10 protein-coding genes are annotated in these 19,239 nt (G+C 42.4%); all 10 read right to left on the reverse strand.

The genetic code is table 11. The features are described 5' to 3' along the window. Positions 1-72: 72 nt before the first annotated feature. Positions 73-1,587, reverse strand: coding sequence for a DUF4157 domain-containing protein (locus B3O12_RS09285; RefSeq protein WP_286756089.1), 1,515 nt, complete (start codon positions 1,585-1,587; stop codon positions 73-75). 83 nt (positions 1,588-1,670) lie between these two features. After that, positions 1,671-2,162, reverse strand: coding sequence for a hypothetical protein (locus B3O12_RS09290; RefSeq protein WP_286756090.1), 492 nt, complete (start codon positions 2,160-2,162; stop codon positions 1,671-1,673). A gap of 230 nt (positions 2,163-2,392) precedes the next feature. Continuing rightward, positions 2,393-3,334, reverse strand: a complete 942-nt coding sequence (locus tag B3O12_RS09295) for a hypothetical protein (protein ID WP_286756091.1) — start codon at positions 3,332-3,334, stop codon at positions 2,393-2,395. A 61-nt stretch (positions 3,335-3,395) separates the two neighbouring features. Beyond that, positions 3,396-4,238, reverse strand: a complete 843-nt coding sequence (locus B3O12_RS09300) for a hypothetical protein (RefSeq protein WP_286756092.1) — start codon at positions 4,236-4,238, stop codon at positions 3,396-3,398. Positions 4,239-4,269: 31 nt separating this feature from the next. After that, a complete protein-coding gene (locus B3O12_RS09305; RefSeq protein ID WP_286756093.1) occupies positions 4,270-7,341 on the reverse strand; it encodes a hypothetical protein in 3,072 nt (1,023 codons plus the stop codon). Between the two features lie 96 nt (positions 7,342-7,437). Next, positions 7,438-8,805 carry an ATP-binding protein gene (locus B3O12_RS09310; protein ID WP_286756094.1) on the reverse strand — a complete coding sequence of 456 codons (1,368 nt, stop codon included), beginning with the start codon at positions 8,803-8,805 and terminating at the stop codon, positions 7,438-7,440. Next, positions 8,769-12,065 (reverse strand): contractile injection system tape measure protein, encoded by a 3,297-nt coding sequence (locus tag B3O12_RS09315; RefSeq protein WP_286756095.1) that lies wholly within the window; start codon positions 12,063-12,065, stop codon positions 8,769-8,771. Before B3O12_RS09315 ends, B3O12_RS09310 begins: the two co-directional genes overlap by 37 nt. Beyond that, the gene (locus tag B3O12_RS09320; RefSeq protein ID WP_286756096.1) at positions 12,062-14,728 is read right to left on the reverse strand and encodes a hypothetical protein; all 2,667 of its coding nucleotides are present in this window, start codon (positions 14,726-14,728) and stop codon (positions 12,062-12,064) included. Before B3O12_RS09320 ends, B3O12_RS09315 begins: the two co-directional genes overlap by 4 nt. Further along, a complete protein-coding gene (locus tag B3O12_RS09325) occupies positions 14,725-18,816 on the reverse strand; it encodes a hypothetical protein (protein ID WP_286756097.1) in 4,092 nt (1,363 codons plus the stop codon). Before B3O12_RS09325 ends, B3O12_RS09320 begins: the two co-directional genes overlap by 4 nt. Next, the gene (locus B3O12_RS09330) at positions 18,813-19,238 is read right to left on the reverse strand and encodes a GPW/gp25 family protein (RefSeq protein WP_286756099.1); all 426 of its coding nucleotides are present in this window, start codon (positions 19,236-19,238) and stop codon (positions 18,813-18,815) included. The genes B3O12_RS09325 and B3O12_RS09330 overlap by 4 nt, the downstream gene beginning before the upstream one ends. Position 19,239 lies beyond the last annotated feature (1 nt).

Here is a 19,239-nt window from a genome sequence, read left to right on the forward strand (position 1 = left end):
TTTGGGTGCTCAATTGCTTAATGCCAAAAAATCAGAAAAGGTTACCTTCATGCTGTCAAATGACTTTGTTTTCTAATCACTTTCTTGATTACTCAATCGTTCGGAGATAGATTCTTCCTGAGGTTTACGCCAAATTTTAGGGTTTATCTCTTCTTTGACTACTGCTTTTATATATTCGATGGTAGCCGGTTCTAATTTTACATCTATATACTTAGACATATCACTGAAAGACTCTCTATTCTCTCGTAAAATCAATCCTTTTAAAATATTACGTAAACTCTCAGGAACCAAATTGTTATCGCTTTTGGAAATTCCAAAATGGGCTAAAATATTACTCAGAGTAATACTATAACTTCTCACAACATCATTAAAAACTGTCCCATTAGCATAACTAGGAACCATTTGATCAATCAACTTTTCATCGACCTTATTGTGATAACCTGAACCAATTTTGTCAGTCATACCCAAATCAATTGCTTTAAGGTTTGACTTATCGTCATATCCTGCATTGTTGTGCTTTATATCTTTATGCAGATAACCCAATGCGATGAACTTCCATCTTAATTCCATTAATTCAGTAAATGTTTTAATCTCCTTTTTAATACTATTAAAGTGGTCCACTTTAAGGTCTTCACTTTTAATAGTTTTTTCTGGTTTTAGAATATTCAGAACTTTTACTTTCTCCATTACAATTGCCAGTTGTCCTGTAGAGACATCATTATCAAAGGCCGTTGGCTCAACTCCCTTTTGAACTGAAATTTTCCCAAGAAACAACGGTTGAGCTATAAAACCATGTGGTGCTTTGTTATGAATTTCCTCCATAAGATGATATTCCTTTTCTAAGGAATTTTCTTTTGCCTCGTTCAACCCTTTAGGGTTTTGATTTGCCTGGTATTCAGGGTCAATTTCTAAACCATCGGAGTTCATTATTTTTACTGTATTGGCTCTAATACTTCCAATTTTGGCAACGTTATTTTTCGAAGTTTCATAAGCCGATCCATAAGACCCAGAACCCAAAAACCGGACGAAGTATTCAGAATCATTATTGTCAGAGTTGTTAGTTTTTAAACTCACATTAACCTTTGGTTGAGCTATTGAAGCACTATTAAAATTACTCCCTGCAGTTAGTCTTAGCTGGTATTGGTGTTTCATATTAGAGTTGCCTGAAGCTTTCTCTCCCATCACATCGGCCTCCTTTTCTAAACCTGCATCATCGTTGATATTTATCTTGTGCTGGAACTGCATGGTTGGTTTTACTCTGCCCTGCTTTTGTTGTACCACATGCCAGGCCTCGTGTGGCAAGTGTTTTTCCTGACCGGGTGCTAAATGAATTTGATTGCCCTGGGCATAGGCATGAGCCTGTAATTGGGCCGGTTTCGATGAATTATAATGGACTTTTACATCGTCCATTGAATGACCGGAGAGGTTTTCAATACCTGTCTTAAGTTGGTCTGGCAAGCCCGTAAGGTTAGATTTCTTTTGAACAGGTGGTTCCAATGAAGTTCCCTCTTTTCCTTTTCTTTGAGCAACAGCTTGCCTGTTCATCATTTCAGGGCATGACTTATATTTTTTTGAACTTTCCTGCATAATCACTTTCTCTCAATACACATTATTTGATGATGGTAGGAATAAGTACTTTCATTGCCTGACTCACAAGTATCCACATCATTCTAGGTCGTCTCATTATCGGTATGCACCTTTTTTCTGAGTTTTTCACCAGGCGGAACATACTCATCCAGTTCCTTCAGGGCCCTTTTCTGATTTTTCTTTTGGATCTTCTTAAGATCTTTGACTGACGTTTCGGTTTGTTTTGGTCCTGTAGAGGAATAAGTAATGTCGGCTCCAACGATATGCTTCTCTTTCTCGAATCCAGCTTTGAATAGTTTACCTGTAATGTGTGGTCCGGTAGAACCTGACTGCCTTTCTGAGGTCAAATCTACATACACATCTATACCATCTATTTTTTGATGGTAATCAGGTCTTGACTTCTGCGAGGTCTCCACTTTATCACTCTTCACGCTGATCTGCGTACTCCAGCCTTGGCTGGAGGCATAGTCATCAAGTTGTTCCTCTATACAATAGCCCCAATTGGCCGCGGTAGGGTTTCTCACATACTCTAGCTGGTGTGGCGTTTTATCGTTCTTTTGCTGTAGGCCTTCCAAAGCTTTTTGTTCAGCTGAGGGTATATCACTGTTAAGGCTCTTTACCTTGAGGTTTATTGCAGTTACCGTTTGGGGATTTCCGATTCGTTTAGTGAGATTAAAAAACCTACTACTGAAATGTACTTTTCTTTGGATCGGTGAATTTAAAGATGATGCTCCCGGTGATTTTTCCCCCAACCGATTGGCCACTGACTTAACAGAAATATCGGTATTCTGACTTTTCAACTCTTTCACGCCAAGCTCCCCCCTAAAAAGTATTCTATATCTTCCAGACTCATATCGGTCCATTCAAAAAACTCATTGGCATTGCTGGGGTTAATCTCAATTTTTGGAAATAGATGAAACAACTCATTGTCAATCAGTTCTACCGCATACTTTTCAATATCACGGTCTTTTGTCGCAAATATCTCACGAATAAGCGTATCCTTAGCCTTAATTGACAACCCCATCTTTTTTGCTCTAAAAGCAATACCTCCTCCCTCATGTTTGAGTTTGAGTGTTTCCATTCCAAAGACTTTTTCTACATCAAAAGTCTCTTCGGAGTTTACCAGATCAATGAGGTTGCCATTGTAATAGTCGGATCGGGACACCTGAATAACCGCATTTTCTATAGCACTTACTCCTACCGAAAAATCTTTAACTGCGGCCACATCGGTAACCAGATATATTCTGTGGAAATTATAAAACTCAGTAGTGAGCCTTCTTATGAGTTCTTTATGAATCTCTTTAAAATGAGGCATTCTACAATAGTGAGGGTGGCTAGAGGCAAAAAAATAACCTCCGGGCAAGGGAAACTGGGTATCATATATGTTCACCTCAGCCGGCAGGAGTTTCTTTTTGTGTGGTTTCGTAAGGTGCTTGCTTTGGTAATTGGTATAACAACCACTCATTATATTCCACATTCCTTCGGGAGGCCTGAAAGACTCCCATCCCATCCTGTCGAAGTCATAGGGTTCTAGTAGTGGAGCCTCAAAACGATGGAGATCTTTCGAAAAAGTGTCGCTAATACTCAGTTGAAAGTAGGACTCATAAATATTGCCTACCACACTGATTTTACCAGCACGCAATGTAAAGAAATCACCAACCCTAATGGTTTTTCCCAAGGGCCAGTTGAGCATAAATCCATTGGTCTTTCTAAAAAGATCTCTAAATAACTGAGCATAGTTGTTCATGGCTCCATACATTAGGTGGGTTAATAAGGGTGAAACTTTAAATTAGTTTCACCCTCTCATTTCAACTACCAACGGCTGCCTCGGCTGCATTGAGAGCCGACTCGGCATTCGCCAGTTCGGCTGTGGCCCGATTAAGTTCGTTCTTACTCTTCATCATTTGCTGACGCGCTTCATCGGCTGCGCTGAGAGCTTCTTTTTCAGCTTCTCTGGCGTTAATGTAGTTCTGGTTAGCACGTTCCTGAATGGTTATCATGGTACTATCTAAATTACTCATGGACGTATCTCTTACCACCAGATCTTTGAGGTACAATATCTCCGCCTGCACTATTTCGGCTGTATTACTGGCCTGATTGGCCGTGGCCAGCGCGTTGAAGGTAGAGGTTAGCGCGTTTATAATCAGAGAAACCGCCTTGCCTGCATCGGTAGTGGCTCTTGAGGCCTCACTGACCAATTCTGACGATATGAGCGGGTTAGCTGCTTTTCGCTTCATAATCAGCTCTCCAGAAAGGCTAATATCTGTGGCGGCAGCCAGGGTGGCGTCTACCACCTTTTGCACCGACTGAAGCAGTTTTTTTGTATCTGAATAAGTATCATTGGCTGTTCCAATAGCCACCGTAGCTGTCTCGAAAAGCGAATTCACCTTTTGAACAAGATCCGAAGCGAGATTTTCCTGATCGGTCATCACGCTTAGCGTATTGCTTGCATTGGCATGCAGCTGATCGAAGAGCTCTGACTTTGATGCGTAACTATTGTAAGTAGCTTCAGCCTTGGCCAGCTTGTCTTTGGCCTCCTCAACCATCCGTTGCAAATGCTTTATTCGCGTAGATTTTTCGGCTGTCACATCTTGAAAAACTTTTTTATAGGCTCTCTTTTGGAGCTGTATTTTCATTTTTGAATTACTCATGATTCTGTGTTTTTTGTTTTGAACTAATTGATTACTCCACTACTCCCCATAGAGCACTGGGTTTAGAATAGTGTGAGTGCTGCAGGCGATACTGATTTACCAGGTCTTCTTCATTGTTGGCCTGAATGGTTGTAAGTACTACTGCCTGATAAGAAATACCTGGATTGTTACTTTTCTGAGCCAGGTACTGATCCTTCACTTCTTCAGGAAGCTGGTCGGCCTCCTGATCGATCTTATATTCAAGAATGGCTTTAAGAATGGCCTGAATCTCCTTCTCAAGATCAATAGCAGCTTTGGTTAGGGCTTCTTTTTCATTGATCTTGTGTTCAGCCTCATCTTCAACTTCTTTGAGATACCTTTTTAGGTAAGGACCTATATCCTTACTATCAAGCAAATGGCCGAACGTCTCTTGAACAGACTTTTCAGCAGCTTCTTGCAGCTTGAGTTTTTTGAGATCTTTCTCCAGTGACTGCCCCAATTGTTCAATACCGTTGAAGAACGGATCGAATTTCTGTGCTTCCTTCTCCCAAAGCTTTTCAAAGATATCGAGCGTTGTTTTCCAATTGCTGATATCATTGAACTGCAACGGTTCTCCATAATTATCAGTAGCGTCTTCACCTGTTTCGGTATAGAACAACACCACCTCGTTTGTAGCCGAAGCACCTCTGTTTGTCCGCTTGTTCTTCTTACTTAACTCTAAAATTTCGGTAGAACGCTCATTGTTAGAACTGGCTACGACATAACCGTCCAGCACCTTCTGAATTCCTGATAATCCTGAAGTTTTATTGGCTTCTACAATTTGGAGGTCAACTTCTCTTCCTGCCAATTCAGCTTCTGCCAATTGTAAATTGTCACGGGCTGTGTTCAGTGCTGCGATAGCGTCATTCAATTCTTGGCTATCCGTAGAACCGGAGGTGTTCATTTCCACTTTATCTAAGTCACTTTCAGCCTTGCTAAGCGCTGTTTTCATTTCATTTACCTTGTCACTAGCTTCCTGAACGGCATTGTGAGCCTCCTTTAGGTCAAAATCGTAGAAGGCATACTCTTTAATGGCATCTGTAGCCTTTAGTTGCGCTAGTTTTAAGGTTTCTTTGGCTTCCTTATGCTGGCTTTTAGCCGATTCCTCTGTCCATTTAAAAGGCGTGGCAGAATAGTAATTGGCCGGTTGTACACTATTCATCAGGTCAGCATCGAAAATAAAATCGCTTACGTTTTGTTCAATTTTCTGAGTAGAAATAGCCTGATCTGCCTGCAACGCATCTTGATACTCTTTATAGGCACTGGCCACTACTTTTTGCTGGCCTACTGTAGTAGCATTGCCATAAATGCTCACCTCCAGCTGAACCTGACTGCTTCGGTTGGTCTCCAGCTTTTTGTTCAGTACGCCCAGCTGCAATGTAATTTCATCTTGCTGCGCCTTAATGTACACCGGTGTTTTTTCGTCAATCTCAATCTGATTTGCTTCAAGTTCCTGAACGTTGACCTGGGTGGTGTTAAACTCAATTTCCAGTCTATTCAATGCCTGCTGCATGGTTTGAAGCTTCTGTTTTTGCCGGTTGTAGTTATACTCCGCTCTGTCTAACCTATCTAAGGCAGCCTGCACTTTCTTATTAAGGTTTTGTGCATCTACATTTCGTTTTTCTACCAGCATGATCCTATACTCCATGAGATCTGGATTATAGTCTTTCTGTTTTACCTCAAACTGCACTGCAAAATTTCTGGAATTCAATTGTGTTGGGTCGTGTAAAACCAGGTTGTCTTTTGATTTGCCGTCTTTGTCTAAACCATGCTTCGGAATTTTAGGTAAATCCATTTGCAATTGAAGGTTTTTTGAAGGCAGGGAAAGCAAGCCATCGGTATTGCTAATAAGCTTCTGGTATGCATCTGAATATACAGCGTATACATAGGCCACATAATGTTCTCCCGGTTCAACCGGCTTGCCTAGGTAGTCTACGGCTATACCTCTGACATGCTTGGCATCTGTTGCATCTAGCGAGTTCGGATCGGTTTCTTTAGGCACACTGGGGTCTCTTGGAATAAGTGCCTGATCGGTTCCCAATAAGTAGAAAGTCCGAGCATAACTGCTATACCCTTTGGCCGGAATTTGATGATATGTGCCTACATCGAGATCTTTGGCCACATTGATATCGAAAGAAGCAGAGGCATCATACTTGACCATTATAAGTCGATAGTATTTTACATAACCGCTTTCGGTTGGGTCACTCCCATTATTGCCTGATAGGCCATCGCCCTCAAATTTATTGAAGCTGATGGTATAGGATTCACCCGGTGGAACTATCCAAACCTGATCGGTAGTAGCCGACTTTGTCTTTTTGAGAGCTGGATCGAATAGCTGAAGGTTGTAGTTAGATACTTTGTTGATAAGCTGACGTGTAGACTTTATGGCCTTGTCTTGCTTTTTGGTAATATCGAAGTTGCCCGCTGCAGCCTTTTCGTTTTTCCGGGCTTCAGTAAGGCCTTCATTTCCGGCCACTGCCTGTGCCGAGGTGTTGCTATACTGGGCGGCAGTTGATTTCTGGAAGTTCCCCATAGCCGCAACAGTTTGCTGAGAGTCTGTAACCACCGTGCTTGCTGTAGACTGTGCGGCTTCAATAGTCGCATTCAAAGAAACAAGACTTACTTCCTCTGCCAGTTTAGCAGCCTTTCTAATTTTCTTATAGGCTCTTTCAACAGAGTTCTGAATTTGGCTTCCATGGTCTGCAGCATTAGCCACGGCCAGTATTCCGGCCACATCGCTAGAGAGCTTGGTAATGGCATTGGCAGCAATTTGCATGTTGGCGGCCGCTGTGGAGATATTGCTTGTGGCTTTACCGGAATCTACCAGTGATTGCTTGGCTGCAGTGGCCGCGTTGGTGGCCAAGTTTACCCCTTGAACAGCCTGATTGTCCAAGTTAAGGGCTCTGCTTTGTTCTATTTTTGCATTTCGGTAGTTAATGGCATTTTTTTCGGTCTCGCCATGGGCGTAGTACAGCGAAATTTTAGCTGCATTGTTGGCATGATCGAGGTCGTATTCCTCTTGTATAAACTGATTGTTCGAGTTGTTGATTGAGCCCTGGAGCTCCTCGGTGTATGTAATACTCATTGTCATAAGGTTTAATCGTTGAAAATTTTAATTGCCGGTGTCCTTGACCTTTAGCTGGTATCGTTTTGTGGATCATTTACTTGCATGGCTGTTGGTTTATAGTGTTTTTCCTTCTTTTTGAAATTCCTTCTGTATGCCTTCTATCACATCTTTTTTTAGAATTACTTCCGATTGGCGCAGCATGGCTCGCAGGGCACCAAAACGATAGACATTTATGGCAGAACCTCCCGATATCTCATATTTAGTAGCCAATTCATGGAGGTCGAGAGCAGATTCCGGCTGCAATGGTCCATCAAATATTTTGGTCCAAAGGGCTAACCGGTGGTTGGCATCGGGCATACCGAAGTACACCATGGACTGAAACCTTCTGGAAAAGGCTTCATCGATATTCGACTTCAGGTTAGAAGCTAAAATGATTACTCCGGGAAAATCTTCTATGCGCTGGAGTAGATAGGCTATCTCCTGATTGGCAAATCGGTCGTTGGAACTATTGGTCTGTGTTCTTTTACCAAAGAGTGCATCGGCCTCATCAAAAAAGAGTATCCAATCGTTCTTTTCGGCATAATCGAAAATGCGCGCCAGATTCTTCTCCGTCTCTCCAATGTATTTAGAAACAATCACAGAAAGGTCTACCTTATAAACCTCTCTACCGGTAGATTTACCCAAAAGGCATGCGGTGAGGGTTTTTCCCGTTCCGGGTGGACCATAGAACAGGCTTCTATAGCCTGGTTTTATTTTCCGATCTAGTTCCAGTTCATGGAGTAAGTACTGGCCATGCTCTATCCAACCTTTTATGAGGTTTATATCCTCTCTCACGTGCTTGTCGATTACCAGATCAGTCCACTCGAGTTTCGTACTAATCTTTTTGGCTGGAAACACGGAATAACTTTCAGGTGTGTGTAACTCTCCTGTGGTAAAGCGTTTAATGTACTTTTCACTCATTACCAGCGGACGGCTTAGCTTAGGCTCCTTTTCAGGCTGCTCTTGAAGAAAGACCATCTCATGCTGAATAAAAGGATGACAAGGCTCAAAATATGAGATAGCCCGTATTCTATGTTCTAAATGTCCGAGGGCTATAAGGAACACAGCTGTTTCTCCCGTGGGCAAAAAACCACCATGATATTTGCCGAGATAACCGCCAAACTCCGTAAAGCCCCGGTCGAAGTGCGCATTTTTTGTAAAGAACAAGTCTAACCGTTCCGGGCAAAGGTGTGGTGCCATAGCCAGCATTAAAATAAGCCGCTCCTCTTCGTTAAAGCTGTGTTGCCGAACGGTCTCAGCATATTTGGAAGGATCTTCAGATAGGTCTGGCGGGGGAATATTCAATGGCTCGTTTTGTTCAAAATAGGCTCTAAAACGGTCATCCAACACAAGAACAAACCATTGCATCTCTTTCTCTATAGCGGCCATATTTTGAAGAACATTGCTCATCTCCACTCCACAATTAAAGGTTTTGGCATCCATGAATATTTTATTGGAGAAAGACTGAAGGGAATTCGATCCAATAGAATGTCGTAGCTATTTTGCTCTACCCGCAAAAGCCAGTTTTCTTCTTTGTGTTCCATTTTGCCTTTGCGCCAAAGCCATGAGCCTCTAAAGCCTTCCACACTGCTTTTCCCTATACTCGACCAGTGTTGAATAACGGCTTCAATGAGGCCATGAACCATTTTCATTTCTTGCTCGGTAGGTACAAGTGCCGTTTGAATAGGTTCTTCGAGCGGTAGTCCACAAAGGAGTTTATTGAAAGGCAGATGGTGTTCGTCAAGTGGTGGCCTGTCCAGCATAATGTATTGCAACAACAAAGCGGCTTTTTGCTGGTGATCTGATGAAAGAAAAGCCCCGGACTTAACGAGTCCAAATCGCTCAAACAATACAGGGATGTAAGAATTTACAATGGCTAAACCTGCATTGTTAATGTACACCTCATCGAAAATAGCATTGGTGGTTTCCTCAAAATAGGGTATGGTGGTAGACTCTTTTGAAAGCCCTTTCTTAAAGTATTCCTGCTCAATTAGTTTCTTTAGTGACTCTTTGTCCATTGGAGAGCGTAGATCAATACCATGATTCAGGTGCTTCTCCAACTGATGAATGGCAGAAGTGACATTGCCACTGCTCGGCAGACTCAATGAAGACAAGTTTTTGGTAAGAATGGGTATAACCTGAATATAAACCCCGGGAGCAGTGCTTAAAATAAGTGCTGCAAACTCTTCCAGAAAATGGTTGAGATTGAATACTCTCCTGCTTAGGTTAACAAGAGCCAGAGAACGCGCAGCACTCAGGAATCGATTGAGCGATTGAGAACTTCCTTGAAGGTTTAGTTCGAGTATTCTCAGCAATTCAACTAACATGCGCCCCTCATGCGGTTTAAGTGTTATTAAAAGAGCATAGAAGGAGCTTAGAGGTATCTCACGGCCAATTCCAACAAAAGGATGGCTCTCCATTTGTAAACTACCCATGGACTTCTTAAGTCGGTCAGGACGGTTTTTTCTTAAATAGGTCAGAACCTCGTCTACCGATTTAAAGCCGAGTTTAATGGCACTTTTTCTATCAAAAATACCATGGATGCCGGAGAGTAAAATAGTCATTAGCTGATCGGTCATGGCTGCATCTAGCTTTTGAGGGTCATGCTCCTGGTCTTTGGCTTCCAGCTTCTCAGGTCGACTATCTGTGGCTATTCGGTATTTTTCAGCTATCTGAACTACGGGTACTAGTAACTGCTCATGCTGAGTGGTTTTGATGAGCCAGAGAAAAGACCTTATAAAGGCATTGAAATCTACACCATGTCTGGCAGTGATTTGAAGAAGTGCTCTTTCAATTGTTGCACTTTGATAGCCTGCCGGATTTAGCACAAACGCAAATACAAACTCTCTAATTACCTTTTGGTGAGCAGCAGGATTTAGAATTCTAAGGGATGGAACCTCCTCAGCTGCTTCTAAAAGCCGCTGCCAATGAACACTTTCCCGGGGTTGTACTTCCCTAAGCAGAATCCATAAAAGCCTGGAACTCATTAGTTTTAGAAGTTTTTGATTGAAGAGTCCTTCTTTATGATGTTTTAGTATGAGTTGATAAAAGGATTGGGGCTCAGTTTCTATGTATAGTTTCAGAAACTCATCCAGGTGACGGTATCCTTGTGCCTCGATTTCTTTAACCAGTCGCTGCTCGCTAATGGACCGGTAGAGCCAAATGATCTCCATTTCCTTTAGAGCCAGTGGCCTTACCTTTGTCTTGGTATTTCCCCCAAAGTCTTCGTTATATATATCTTTTATTAAATTGAAAAGTCTGACAAAACCATGTCTTTCAGCACTTGTTGCCTTTAGGTTGTCCCACAAGCTTTGAAGAAGTGTTTTGTAGGCTATATTGTACTGCCGGGCCATTTGCTGAACAAGTGCTCTTGTAAAAGTTTTATGGTTGAAATAGCTACCATGATTATCGGCCAGGATTAAGATTACCATACTCCATATGAGTTTGGAGAAATTGGTTCCGCTATGTGCGAGTATGTTCTTTTCCTTTTGTATTCTGACAACCTGATCCTGGTATTGTATTATGTGCCTTTCTTCACCGGGAGCGAGTACTCTTACCAAACCGTGAATAGCAGGCTCGCTCAGGGGATAGATAAAGTCATATACTGCCTGTACATTAATAGCCAGGTTTTTTAGGAGTTCAATAATCTTCTGAGGTCTCTTCTGCACCCAATGGGCAATGGATTTTTCAACCAAATGACTGGATTGGGGCAACGTGCACTTCCATTCGTTGTGCAAAGCGAAAGCACACAATTGATCAAGACTTAAGAGGTTGCTGGCTAGCTCTTGGCGTTCGTCTTGCGCATTACTGGGAAAGCCCTCCTGCAAGTGGTATTCATTGAGAATATCGCCTATCATATCGTGAAAGGTGCCCTTGGCACCGCTTTTCGCCTCGGCTTCATAACTATGCTGAAGCAGGGAAATAGCAAACTCAAACGACACATTAAAGTGCGAAGCCACCTGTCTTAAGGTACTCAACAAGAAGGCTTTAGTATTAAAATACGAACCCCTTTCTTCATAGAGGTAATTGAGTATAAAAAGCCAAAAACGTTTTGAGAGTTCTTTCTCGTTAGACTTGAAAACCGGCTGTCTTTTCTGAATGTTCATCCAATCTTTGTGATAGGATATAATCAGTTCGGCTTGGGCCGGTTCTACTTTACGGACCAGTTCTTTGGTAGAACGATCATTGATGTGGTTCACTAACCGAACCCTTGCTGCCGATGATTTTAGCAGAAGTTGAAGCTCCTGAAGAAGTTCTTGCTCGTGTTTTAAAAAGGCATGGTCAAAGAGTTCATTGAATGAGTTCCAATTAGCATTGTTGAAGTTCCAGGGCATATACCCTTTCATAAGAAAGTAGCGGATCATGACTATCACATGATCAGAGCCTGACTTGGACCTCGGTTCTGTGGGTTTCTTTTGCTGGTCTGAAAGTCTTTCAGTCAAGGCCTTCATAAGTTTTTCCTCATACAATTGAGGCAAAAGCTTTTCAAACCCATCGTACGGAATGTCTCTCAGATTTAACTCAATACGGTGTATGTATTGAGTTATGGGGCTATCGAAATGGGCAAGGCATCTCTCCGTAATGCTATTAAGCTCTTCTTTAATGAGCTGGGAAAGGCGCTTCTGAAAATCGATTCCTTGCTTTTCCAAATTGAAGGAAACCTCAAATACCTTACTTTTCACTATGTGATTTCCTTCTTTCATTGAGTTAAGTGGATGGGTTGATGAAGAATGAACTGAGCTAGTAAGCGGGTAGCCTCGATAGCCTCTTCTGACATGTTTTTTCCTTGCTGAATTTCATAATTGCCTGCCAACCATGTCTTTTTTAATCCCAGCAGCTCGTTCATAGCGGGTTGGTCTATGAGGCTTAGGTTATACACAAGCTGTAGTGGTCCTTCTTTTGCTATTTGCGTAAGAAAAGTTTGTAGAAAATCGGGCTGAGCAACGCGACAAACCCATTTTGGTAAAAACAAACTGACATGTCCGTTGAAAAGACTCTGCCCCGAGCTAACCGATTCGGTATTTTCATTGGCTTGCCAATGGCAGTTTAGTTCTAGTGAGTCGTTACTCCAGTCATTGGCATATTGTTCAACAACCCGCTGAGCCTGCCGGAGATTTACACTTTGGGGAGACTGCTTACTTCCCTTTCTTCTAAGCAACACAGGCTGGCTATTTCTAAGTATTTGCCATTGTTCAGCCTGAAGGTTATCTACAATGAGGCTGTTATCTATCAATACGAAACCTTTGGTTTCATGTACCCATTTGCGCAAGGCGGTTAAGTAGCTGGCGATTAGTGTCTCCGGACTTTCATTGGTTGGATTAGGCAGTTTTAGGATTTCTTCATCATAATAGCTCACCTGCAAAAACCGTATGCTTAGTGGTTCTTCAGGCGTAGTGTTTGGAGCTGGCCCAAAAAACTCATCGGTTTGAAGGTTAGGATCATTTTCTGCCAAACCACGCGAAACCACATCAATGATGCCTTTGTAATAGTTATTCAGTTGAAAGAGCAAGCCCATTTTATACTCCAACCCACTAAACAAATCGGTTCTGATAGCCTTTAGTTTGCTGGTCCTTTTACGCTTTTTTAAGTGCTCCGGTAAAAAATAAGAACGACTCAGGTTTCCTCCGTAAAGCGCAAAGTTTTTGAGCAAAGCACTAATATTTTCTACTCTCGCCAGTTTGTAATTACCATATCGGGGATTTAGCTCCAACAGAGACTCCAGATTATACTGCTGCCCATAACGCGCCAGCACATGAGAAAGCATTTGGTTCTTTCTTCTAATATTGACCTTCTCCGAAGCCTTGCTCTTAGCCAGTCTATCTTCATACAGATTAAATGGATCGGCTTTGAACTCGTTCCAGTTGGTAGATGGGTACTGATCTAAATAACTGTTTCTGTTCTTGTATACATCAAAGGCCTTAAGGATCAACTCCGCCCCAGGACTGTCATACAAACCTTGAGCATAGTAAGTATTACACAATGGCTTAGCCACCTTCACCCCCGAATTGAACGAAAGCAATTCTCCTAAATGAGCCAGTTGCGACTGATGGTCAGCTATGATTTGCTCAAAAAGCATCACATAGGCTTTGAGCTGTTTAATCTGTCCCCTCCTCTCTTTGGATAGTCCGTCTAAATTTCTTGTGGTTTGAAGGCCATAGAGCGATGGAAATAACTCTTGCAGGGAATAGAACTTCTCAACATTTCTAAACTTCCCCGTAGGAATTTGTGGGCCTAATTCTTCCTTAAAACTATAACTGCTAACAGCCTTTCGTTGGGTATACGATTGGTAGTAGGCATTTACCTTTGCCTGATCTACATTAAAAATGCGCTGTTCTCCATGATATATCTGGAACAGACTTTCCTTATCGGTCAGAAGCTGAGCCGCATTGGTGTAGTCGAAAAAAGGTGAAGTAAGTTTGGGTATCTTTATTTTACCCGTTGTGTTTTCGGAATTTGGCATTTCCACCCCGAACGAAAAAACACTGTTTATGCCACTTACAGCTACCAATTGTGATTTTAGGGTGGTTGTATCAATAACTGATTTTCTTGGCTGTAGATCGCTATCATTAATAAAGCCATTGGAGAGCCTTGGCCCCTCCATAATATCTCCTACCGAAAGGCCATCTTTTTTGAGCTGCCCATAGGTTTTAAAATGTATAAAACGGGATGAGTAGTTATTTAGAGTAAAGAAAATTTTGGCAATGGTTTTCTCCACATCTGCCTCTTTAGACAGATAAAAACTGCCTTGCACCTCTGCTTTTAGCGGGGCCAGCAGCGTTGGACGGTAGAAAATGGTTCCTAAATTTCTATGCTGGTGAAGTATGGCATTGATTCCATTGATAATGACCAACAACTGCTCCTGAAACTCTTGTCGAAGCTGCTGTTTTGGCCCAGGCAAAGACTCATTATAAACGGAAAGAAATTCAGTTTTCAGGCTATCGCTCAACTCGAAGAACACCTCATAAGTACCTGAAAAACCATGCTGTGTATTACTCTTTTCAAGCCAAACATTTTTTATTTCTTCTACCCTATCTACAAGCACCTTTCGAAAATCTTTGCTTGTCAACGGGTTGGAAAACAGTATCTGCCGGGCTGTATAGAACCGGTTACGTGTTTTAACTTCCTCCTCCTTGTCGGTAAGTAGATCCTTCATAGGAAAACTACTTTTATACCCCAGATCCAGCAGTCCATAGCACAGATATTCGAGTATGGTTACCCCGGGATCTGAAGGGTTGTAGTTGGTCCAGTTTTCGCCCGCCATTTCACCTATTGCCTCAATGGCTTCCCTAAACATGGCATCGTAGTTCACGTGCGCATCTTTCTTAACCTCCTTGGGCATGGTCATATGGTTGACTTCTACACTCATGCCATAATCGTTTGTGGACTTTGAACTGGTTGATGAGAAGCAGGAATAGCTACGGCTACCTCCTGAGGCGGGTAAAAATGATGACTCGAAGCTGAGATAAGGATATTGAGCGGACTCGAAGCCGCAATTACCTGAGCATTAACGGTATCGGAGGCATGATCTACACTATAAAGCTCTCTTCCATTCAGGTATATCTTCAGATGGTCGAAGCTTGATACATAAGGCCTATTACTAATCCATTGGATAATATCATTGACATAGAGCCTTTTTCCTGAATACGCTCCACTATTTACCTTAATCCAGGGGGAAAGAAAGTATTTAAACTCATTATTAAGTTGCCTGGCCAGGCCAAAGTATTCATCGGATTGGTTAAAGGTAATCTGCGCTGAAACTTTGACGGGTTCGAACCCGGCATGCTTTACTTCCAGGTTAAGCTCATCGCTCATTTTATCAGTAAGTAGCTGAAGTACTTCAGTGAGCATATTGGCCGGAGCCACAGGTTTAAACAGATCTTTGGCCAATGCACTATCTACCCAGGGAACAATAGTAAGTGTAATAACATCAGCCGAAACCTCAGGCAAAAACTTACCCGGCACAACATTGAGTCCATAGATCTCCCTAAACTTATCAAGCACTATAGACTGTATACTTTCCACAGAGTTTCCTCTCTCTTTATGGCCAATGCGTTGAGCTACTCGCTGATGAAACTGACTGGCAGACTCTGGCTCTTCACCTCCAAATGAGGCAAAGGGCTGTACTACTTTAGCAATAGGTTGTAGCGGCTCGATAAAACTTTTAATGGTGCCTGCGGCTATGGTATTCAACCTTTGGTTTCTGTTGTCTTTCTCTATACGCCTGGAAGCTAACACCCCATTGGTAGCCATCACTGTGAGTTTAGTTTGGTTTACCTGCAACCGAGTACCTGAAAGACGCACCCAATAGCAATTGGCAGGCATTATAGAGTTGTTCTTCGCTGCATCATCAGCTATCTGAAATGTAATGGTTCCGGTTTTGTTCAAACCGTAAGTAGAGTCCGTCAAAACCTGTGTAGAAAGCCAGCCATTGGAGGTAAGATATTCTACCCCAACAGAGTGAAAGTCATCCGAAATGGTGGTGTCCTGTCTATCTTCCACTCCAAGGAAAAGCGTCAGAGTGGTGTTGGGAATCAGTGAATCGAACCCCAGGAACACATATCCGCTTGCAGGGTATTGAGCAATTAGAGTCTGCTTTGACTGTTTTTGTGCCTGTTCTATACCGTAGGGATGCAGGCGATAAAATTGATGATTTGAATCGGCCCCGGGTGTAACTGTATAAGAGGCAGTATATGACAGCGATATGTCTTTTGCCTTGGGTATGTATGGTTTATTGGGAACGGATTTAAAGGTTTTACGGCTAAGAAAGAATTTGTACACAATCACAAGGGCCACCAGAACCAGCAGAACTACAGTAGTTTTTACCGTTCGGTTACTTTTGGGAAATGTCGGTGCCTTCCCATTTACACCAATGCTTTGATGAGCGATAGTTACGCTATCGGAACTAATGGTAATCGCACCTTTTTCAATGGTTAGCTCTTTCTTAAACAAACTCAGCGTTTTTTTAGGAATGCTCACCGTTCCAACTAGTCCAAGAATGATGGCTATCAGAAGAAGTATGGGCGCCAGAGTAAGAAATTTTTTAATTGAGCTGCCAAGTGTAAACTTCTTGGCGGCACTCATAGTATTTTGCATGGTAACTGCCGAAACCACCTTCGGATAAAGTTCATTGCCAAATGCCTGTTCAGGCTGAGTAAGCGTGAGTCCGACAAAACCCGATTTCGATTTATCCGAGTATTTCAATGAAGAATTGAGCGTATAGTCGGGTTCTAGATTGTTGTCCAGCCCTACATTGTAGTTTATGGAAGTAGTCTCCGGAGTAGAAACTTTGGGCTTTTTGTGCTTAGGATTTAATCTTTTGATAATACCCCATAACCAATGAACAATCTGGCAGAACAAATACTTCTTCTCTTTAGAGTTTTTGGAATCTCCACCCTCAGTAGTCTGATCTGATATAGGACAGGTGCTATTTCCAAACAGCTCCACATCAGCCGCTCCACTTTGCCATTGCCCCTGGTCTAACCAGGAAAAATCGCAAGTATAAGCATCAAGTGAAAAAGTAAACTTGCCCGAAGCAGGCGGATTGACTTTGAGATAGGCGTTGTAGGCCTCATAGTACTCACTAAACTCTTTAGCAGATGGTAGGTTGACCCAACTCATGTTGATACACATGGACTGAGTGTGCTTTATAAAAGCTTCGTAGTTACCAACAAGCAAACGAGAGCCAACAGCCGGAACACTTCCGAATGGGGTTATGGTAGCAGTGGCGGGGACACTTTGTGCACCAGCCATTAGACTAATGTTTGTAAGGTCTTTTACACTAGTCTCTATGGTAAAAGTGGTGAAATCAATAGACGATAATACCTGATAAGCATTTTGGGTATTTAACTCATTTGCCTTTTGGGTTGTGCAACTGGTACTAGTACCGTTTTGGGTCAGTTGGGCCTTTAGTACCGGCCAGGAGGTGTTATAACCCGGTCCGTGTGTTTTGGTGCTGTAACCGCTTACGGACGCAACCCCTCGGTCTAAACCGAGGGTGAGCTCGAGTTGGTTGCCGGTAAGTATGGCCGTGTAACACGATGGCTGCAGCCACTTCTTTTCTCCTGTAATCGAAACATCGAGAAGAGAAGATAGATCCACAGTCGTACTGTTCATCGTCTTGTCCGGCTCTGTTTGACCATCTGTAGGTAGATTGAAGGTAATTTTAAGCTGACGCTCTCCCCCTTCAACCCACAGTTCCGGAGAAGCAAGAGCAAATCCCAGTATGGCTTTAGGCAACGTGTTTACAGACGCCTGATCGGGCTGTCCAAACATGTAAAAGTCTTCGTACTTACCTGTGTTTTTGTCGATAACGGGTTGCCCATAACCGGTTACCTCAGAAGTATAAAAGGTCTTAGCCAGACCATCAGCTGCGCCTTCATCTCCGGATGATAACATGGTAAGGTATTGCCCAATCACAGAAGGCACCACCAATAGCTCTTTGCGTGTCTCAAAAACAAGTGGATTGCCTTGGGAATCTGCCCCAGCCGCTAATTGGGTTTTGGCTTTAAGTCCATAAGGTGTTTGACCTTTGTTCAGGCTAAACAGCAGGTAAGTATTATCGGGTTGGGCACCGAGCTTTCGAAAATCGAGCACATCTTCATAGTAAAACTGTAAATGCTTTGGCACCAACTTATTGAGGGCCTTTTGCTGGTGCTTATACACCTTTAAAAAAGCTGAAATTAAGGCTATGTGGGGCTCCACAGTACCACTCTTCAGGCTATTATAGTAGGCTTTTCGGGCATGTTGGGTAATGGAGCCGTAGAGATTGTAAAAGTCCTTTATTGAACTTTCCAAAGCTTTGAAGTAAGCCTTCCCTCTTTTTCCAGAATGATATTTGCTTAGGTCTTTCGTAGTAGGAAATGGTTCAAAATTCCATATAGCCTGCAACCCTTGAAGCTTTTTAAACAGATCATCTATCTTTTCTTTGTCGTCAATCACTTCTTGTCTAACCGCCTCAAAATACAGTGAGTAAATGCGGTTAAAGCAGAAGCTTAGCTTCTGCCATATCATTTGATTGAGATAGGTTTGAAACGAGTGGTTTACATGGAATTGAGTCATCACATAGTACCACTGGTTAACCTCAAGAGCCGTTTTAAAAACCCGTTCAAAAATCAGCCATAAAAACTCAGCCTGATTGGCCTTTTCTACGGTATAGGGTATCCCGTTTAAAAAATTGAGTACACGGTCGTATTCGTCTTCTTTGGAATGCTCACTAATTGTAGCCAACAAGGCTGTGAGGTCGGTTTTAAAAAAATCGCTCCAATCCCCTTGTTTTTGGTCGTTAGTATCGTAGTACCAGAACTGTTCAGCCAGTTTCGAAAGAAAAGCCATAAGCTCGGTATCTCTGCGCTCATCCAACTTCACTTTCTTAGGGTCTAAATATGGATTGATGAGGGCATTCTGGCTGCTACTCAAGAAATCAAAGGGGGCTCTATGGAGGTGAAGGCTACTCATTTAGTATCCAGATAAGTACCTTCATTGATGTAGAATGGAAAGACAAAATTGTGGCGGGAATTCACCTTTCTAAGGGGGTAAGAAACCGAAATAATGATAATGCCATTTTCCTCATTGCGTAGTTGAATGGCCATTTCATCGACCAGAATACGCGGTTCATAAAATTGAATTGTGCGTTTGAGCGAGCTCTCAATTTCTTTAGTGGCAATACCCGACTGAGCTGCAAAAATGAACTTATTCAATTGAGAACCATAGTTAGGATTGAGCGCCCGTTCTCCTCTTTTGGTTTTAAAAAGAACAGAAAGGTTTTGGTTAATGTTAGCCACATCCTTGGTCATAATTACCTGATTAGCACCTTTTACAAAGGTTGGAGGCGAACCCCATCCTGAACCCAGAAATGTTTTCTTAGAAAAATCGTCCATG

It is taken from the genome of Roseivirga sp. UBA838, from assembly GCF_002296035.1.
Classification (GTDB): domain Bacteria; phylum Bacteroidota; class Bacteroidia; order Cytophagales; family Cyclobacteriaceae; genus Roseivirga; species Roseivirga thermotolerans.

Coding starts and splice junctions, on each gene's coding strand:
- B3O12_RS09285 (WP_286756089.1), bottom strand. CDS start 1,587: ATGCAGGAAAGTTCAAAAAAATATAAGTCATGCCCTGAAATGATGAAC.
- B3O12_RS09295 (WP_286756091.1), bottom strand. CDS start 3,334: ATGAACAACTATGCTCAGTTATTTAGAGATCTTTTTAGAAAGACCAAT.
- B3O12_RS09300 (WP_286756092.1), bottom strand. CDS start 4,238: ATGAGTAATTCAAAAATGAAAATACAGCTCCAAAAGAGAGCCTATAAA.
- B3O12_RS09305 (WP_286756093.1), bottom strand. CDS start 7,341: ATGAGTATTACATACACCGAGGAGCTCCAGGGCTCAATCAACAACTCG.
- B3O12_RS09310 (WP_286756094.1), bottom strand. CDS start 8,805: ATGGATGCCAAAACCTTTAATTGTGGAGTGGAGATGAGCAATGTTCTT.
- B3O12_RS09315 (WP_286756095.1), bottom strand. CDS start 12,065: ATGAAAGAAGGAAATCACATAGTGAAAAGTAAGGTATTTGAGGTTTCC.
- B3O12_RS09320 (WP_286756096.1), bottom strand. CDS start 14,728: ATGAGTGTAGAAGTCAACCATATGACCATGCCCAAGGAGGTTAAGAAA.
- B3O12_RS09325 (WP_286756097.1), bottom strand. CDS start 18,816: ATGAGTAGCCTTCACCTCCATAGAGCCCCCTTTGATTTCTTGAGTAGC.
- B3O12_RS09330 (WP_286756099.1), bottom strand. CDS start 19,238: ATGGACGATTTTTCTAAGAAAACATTTCTGGGTTCAGGATGGGGTTCG.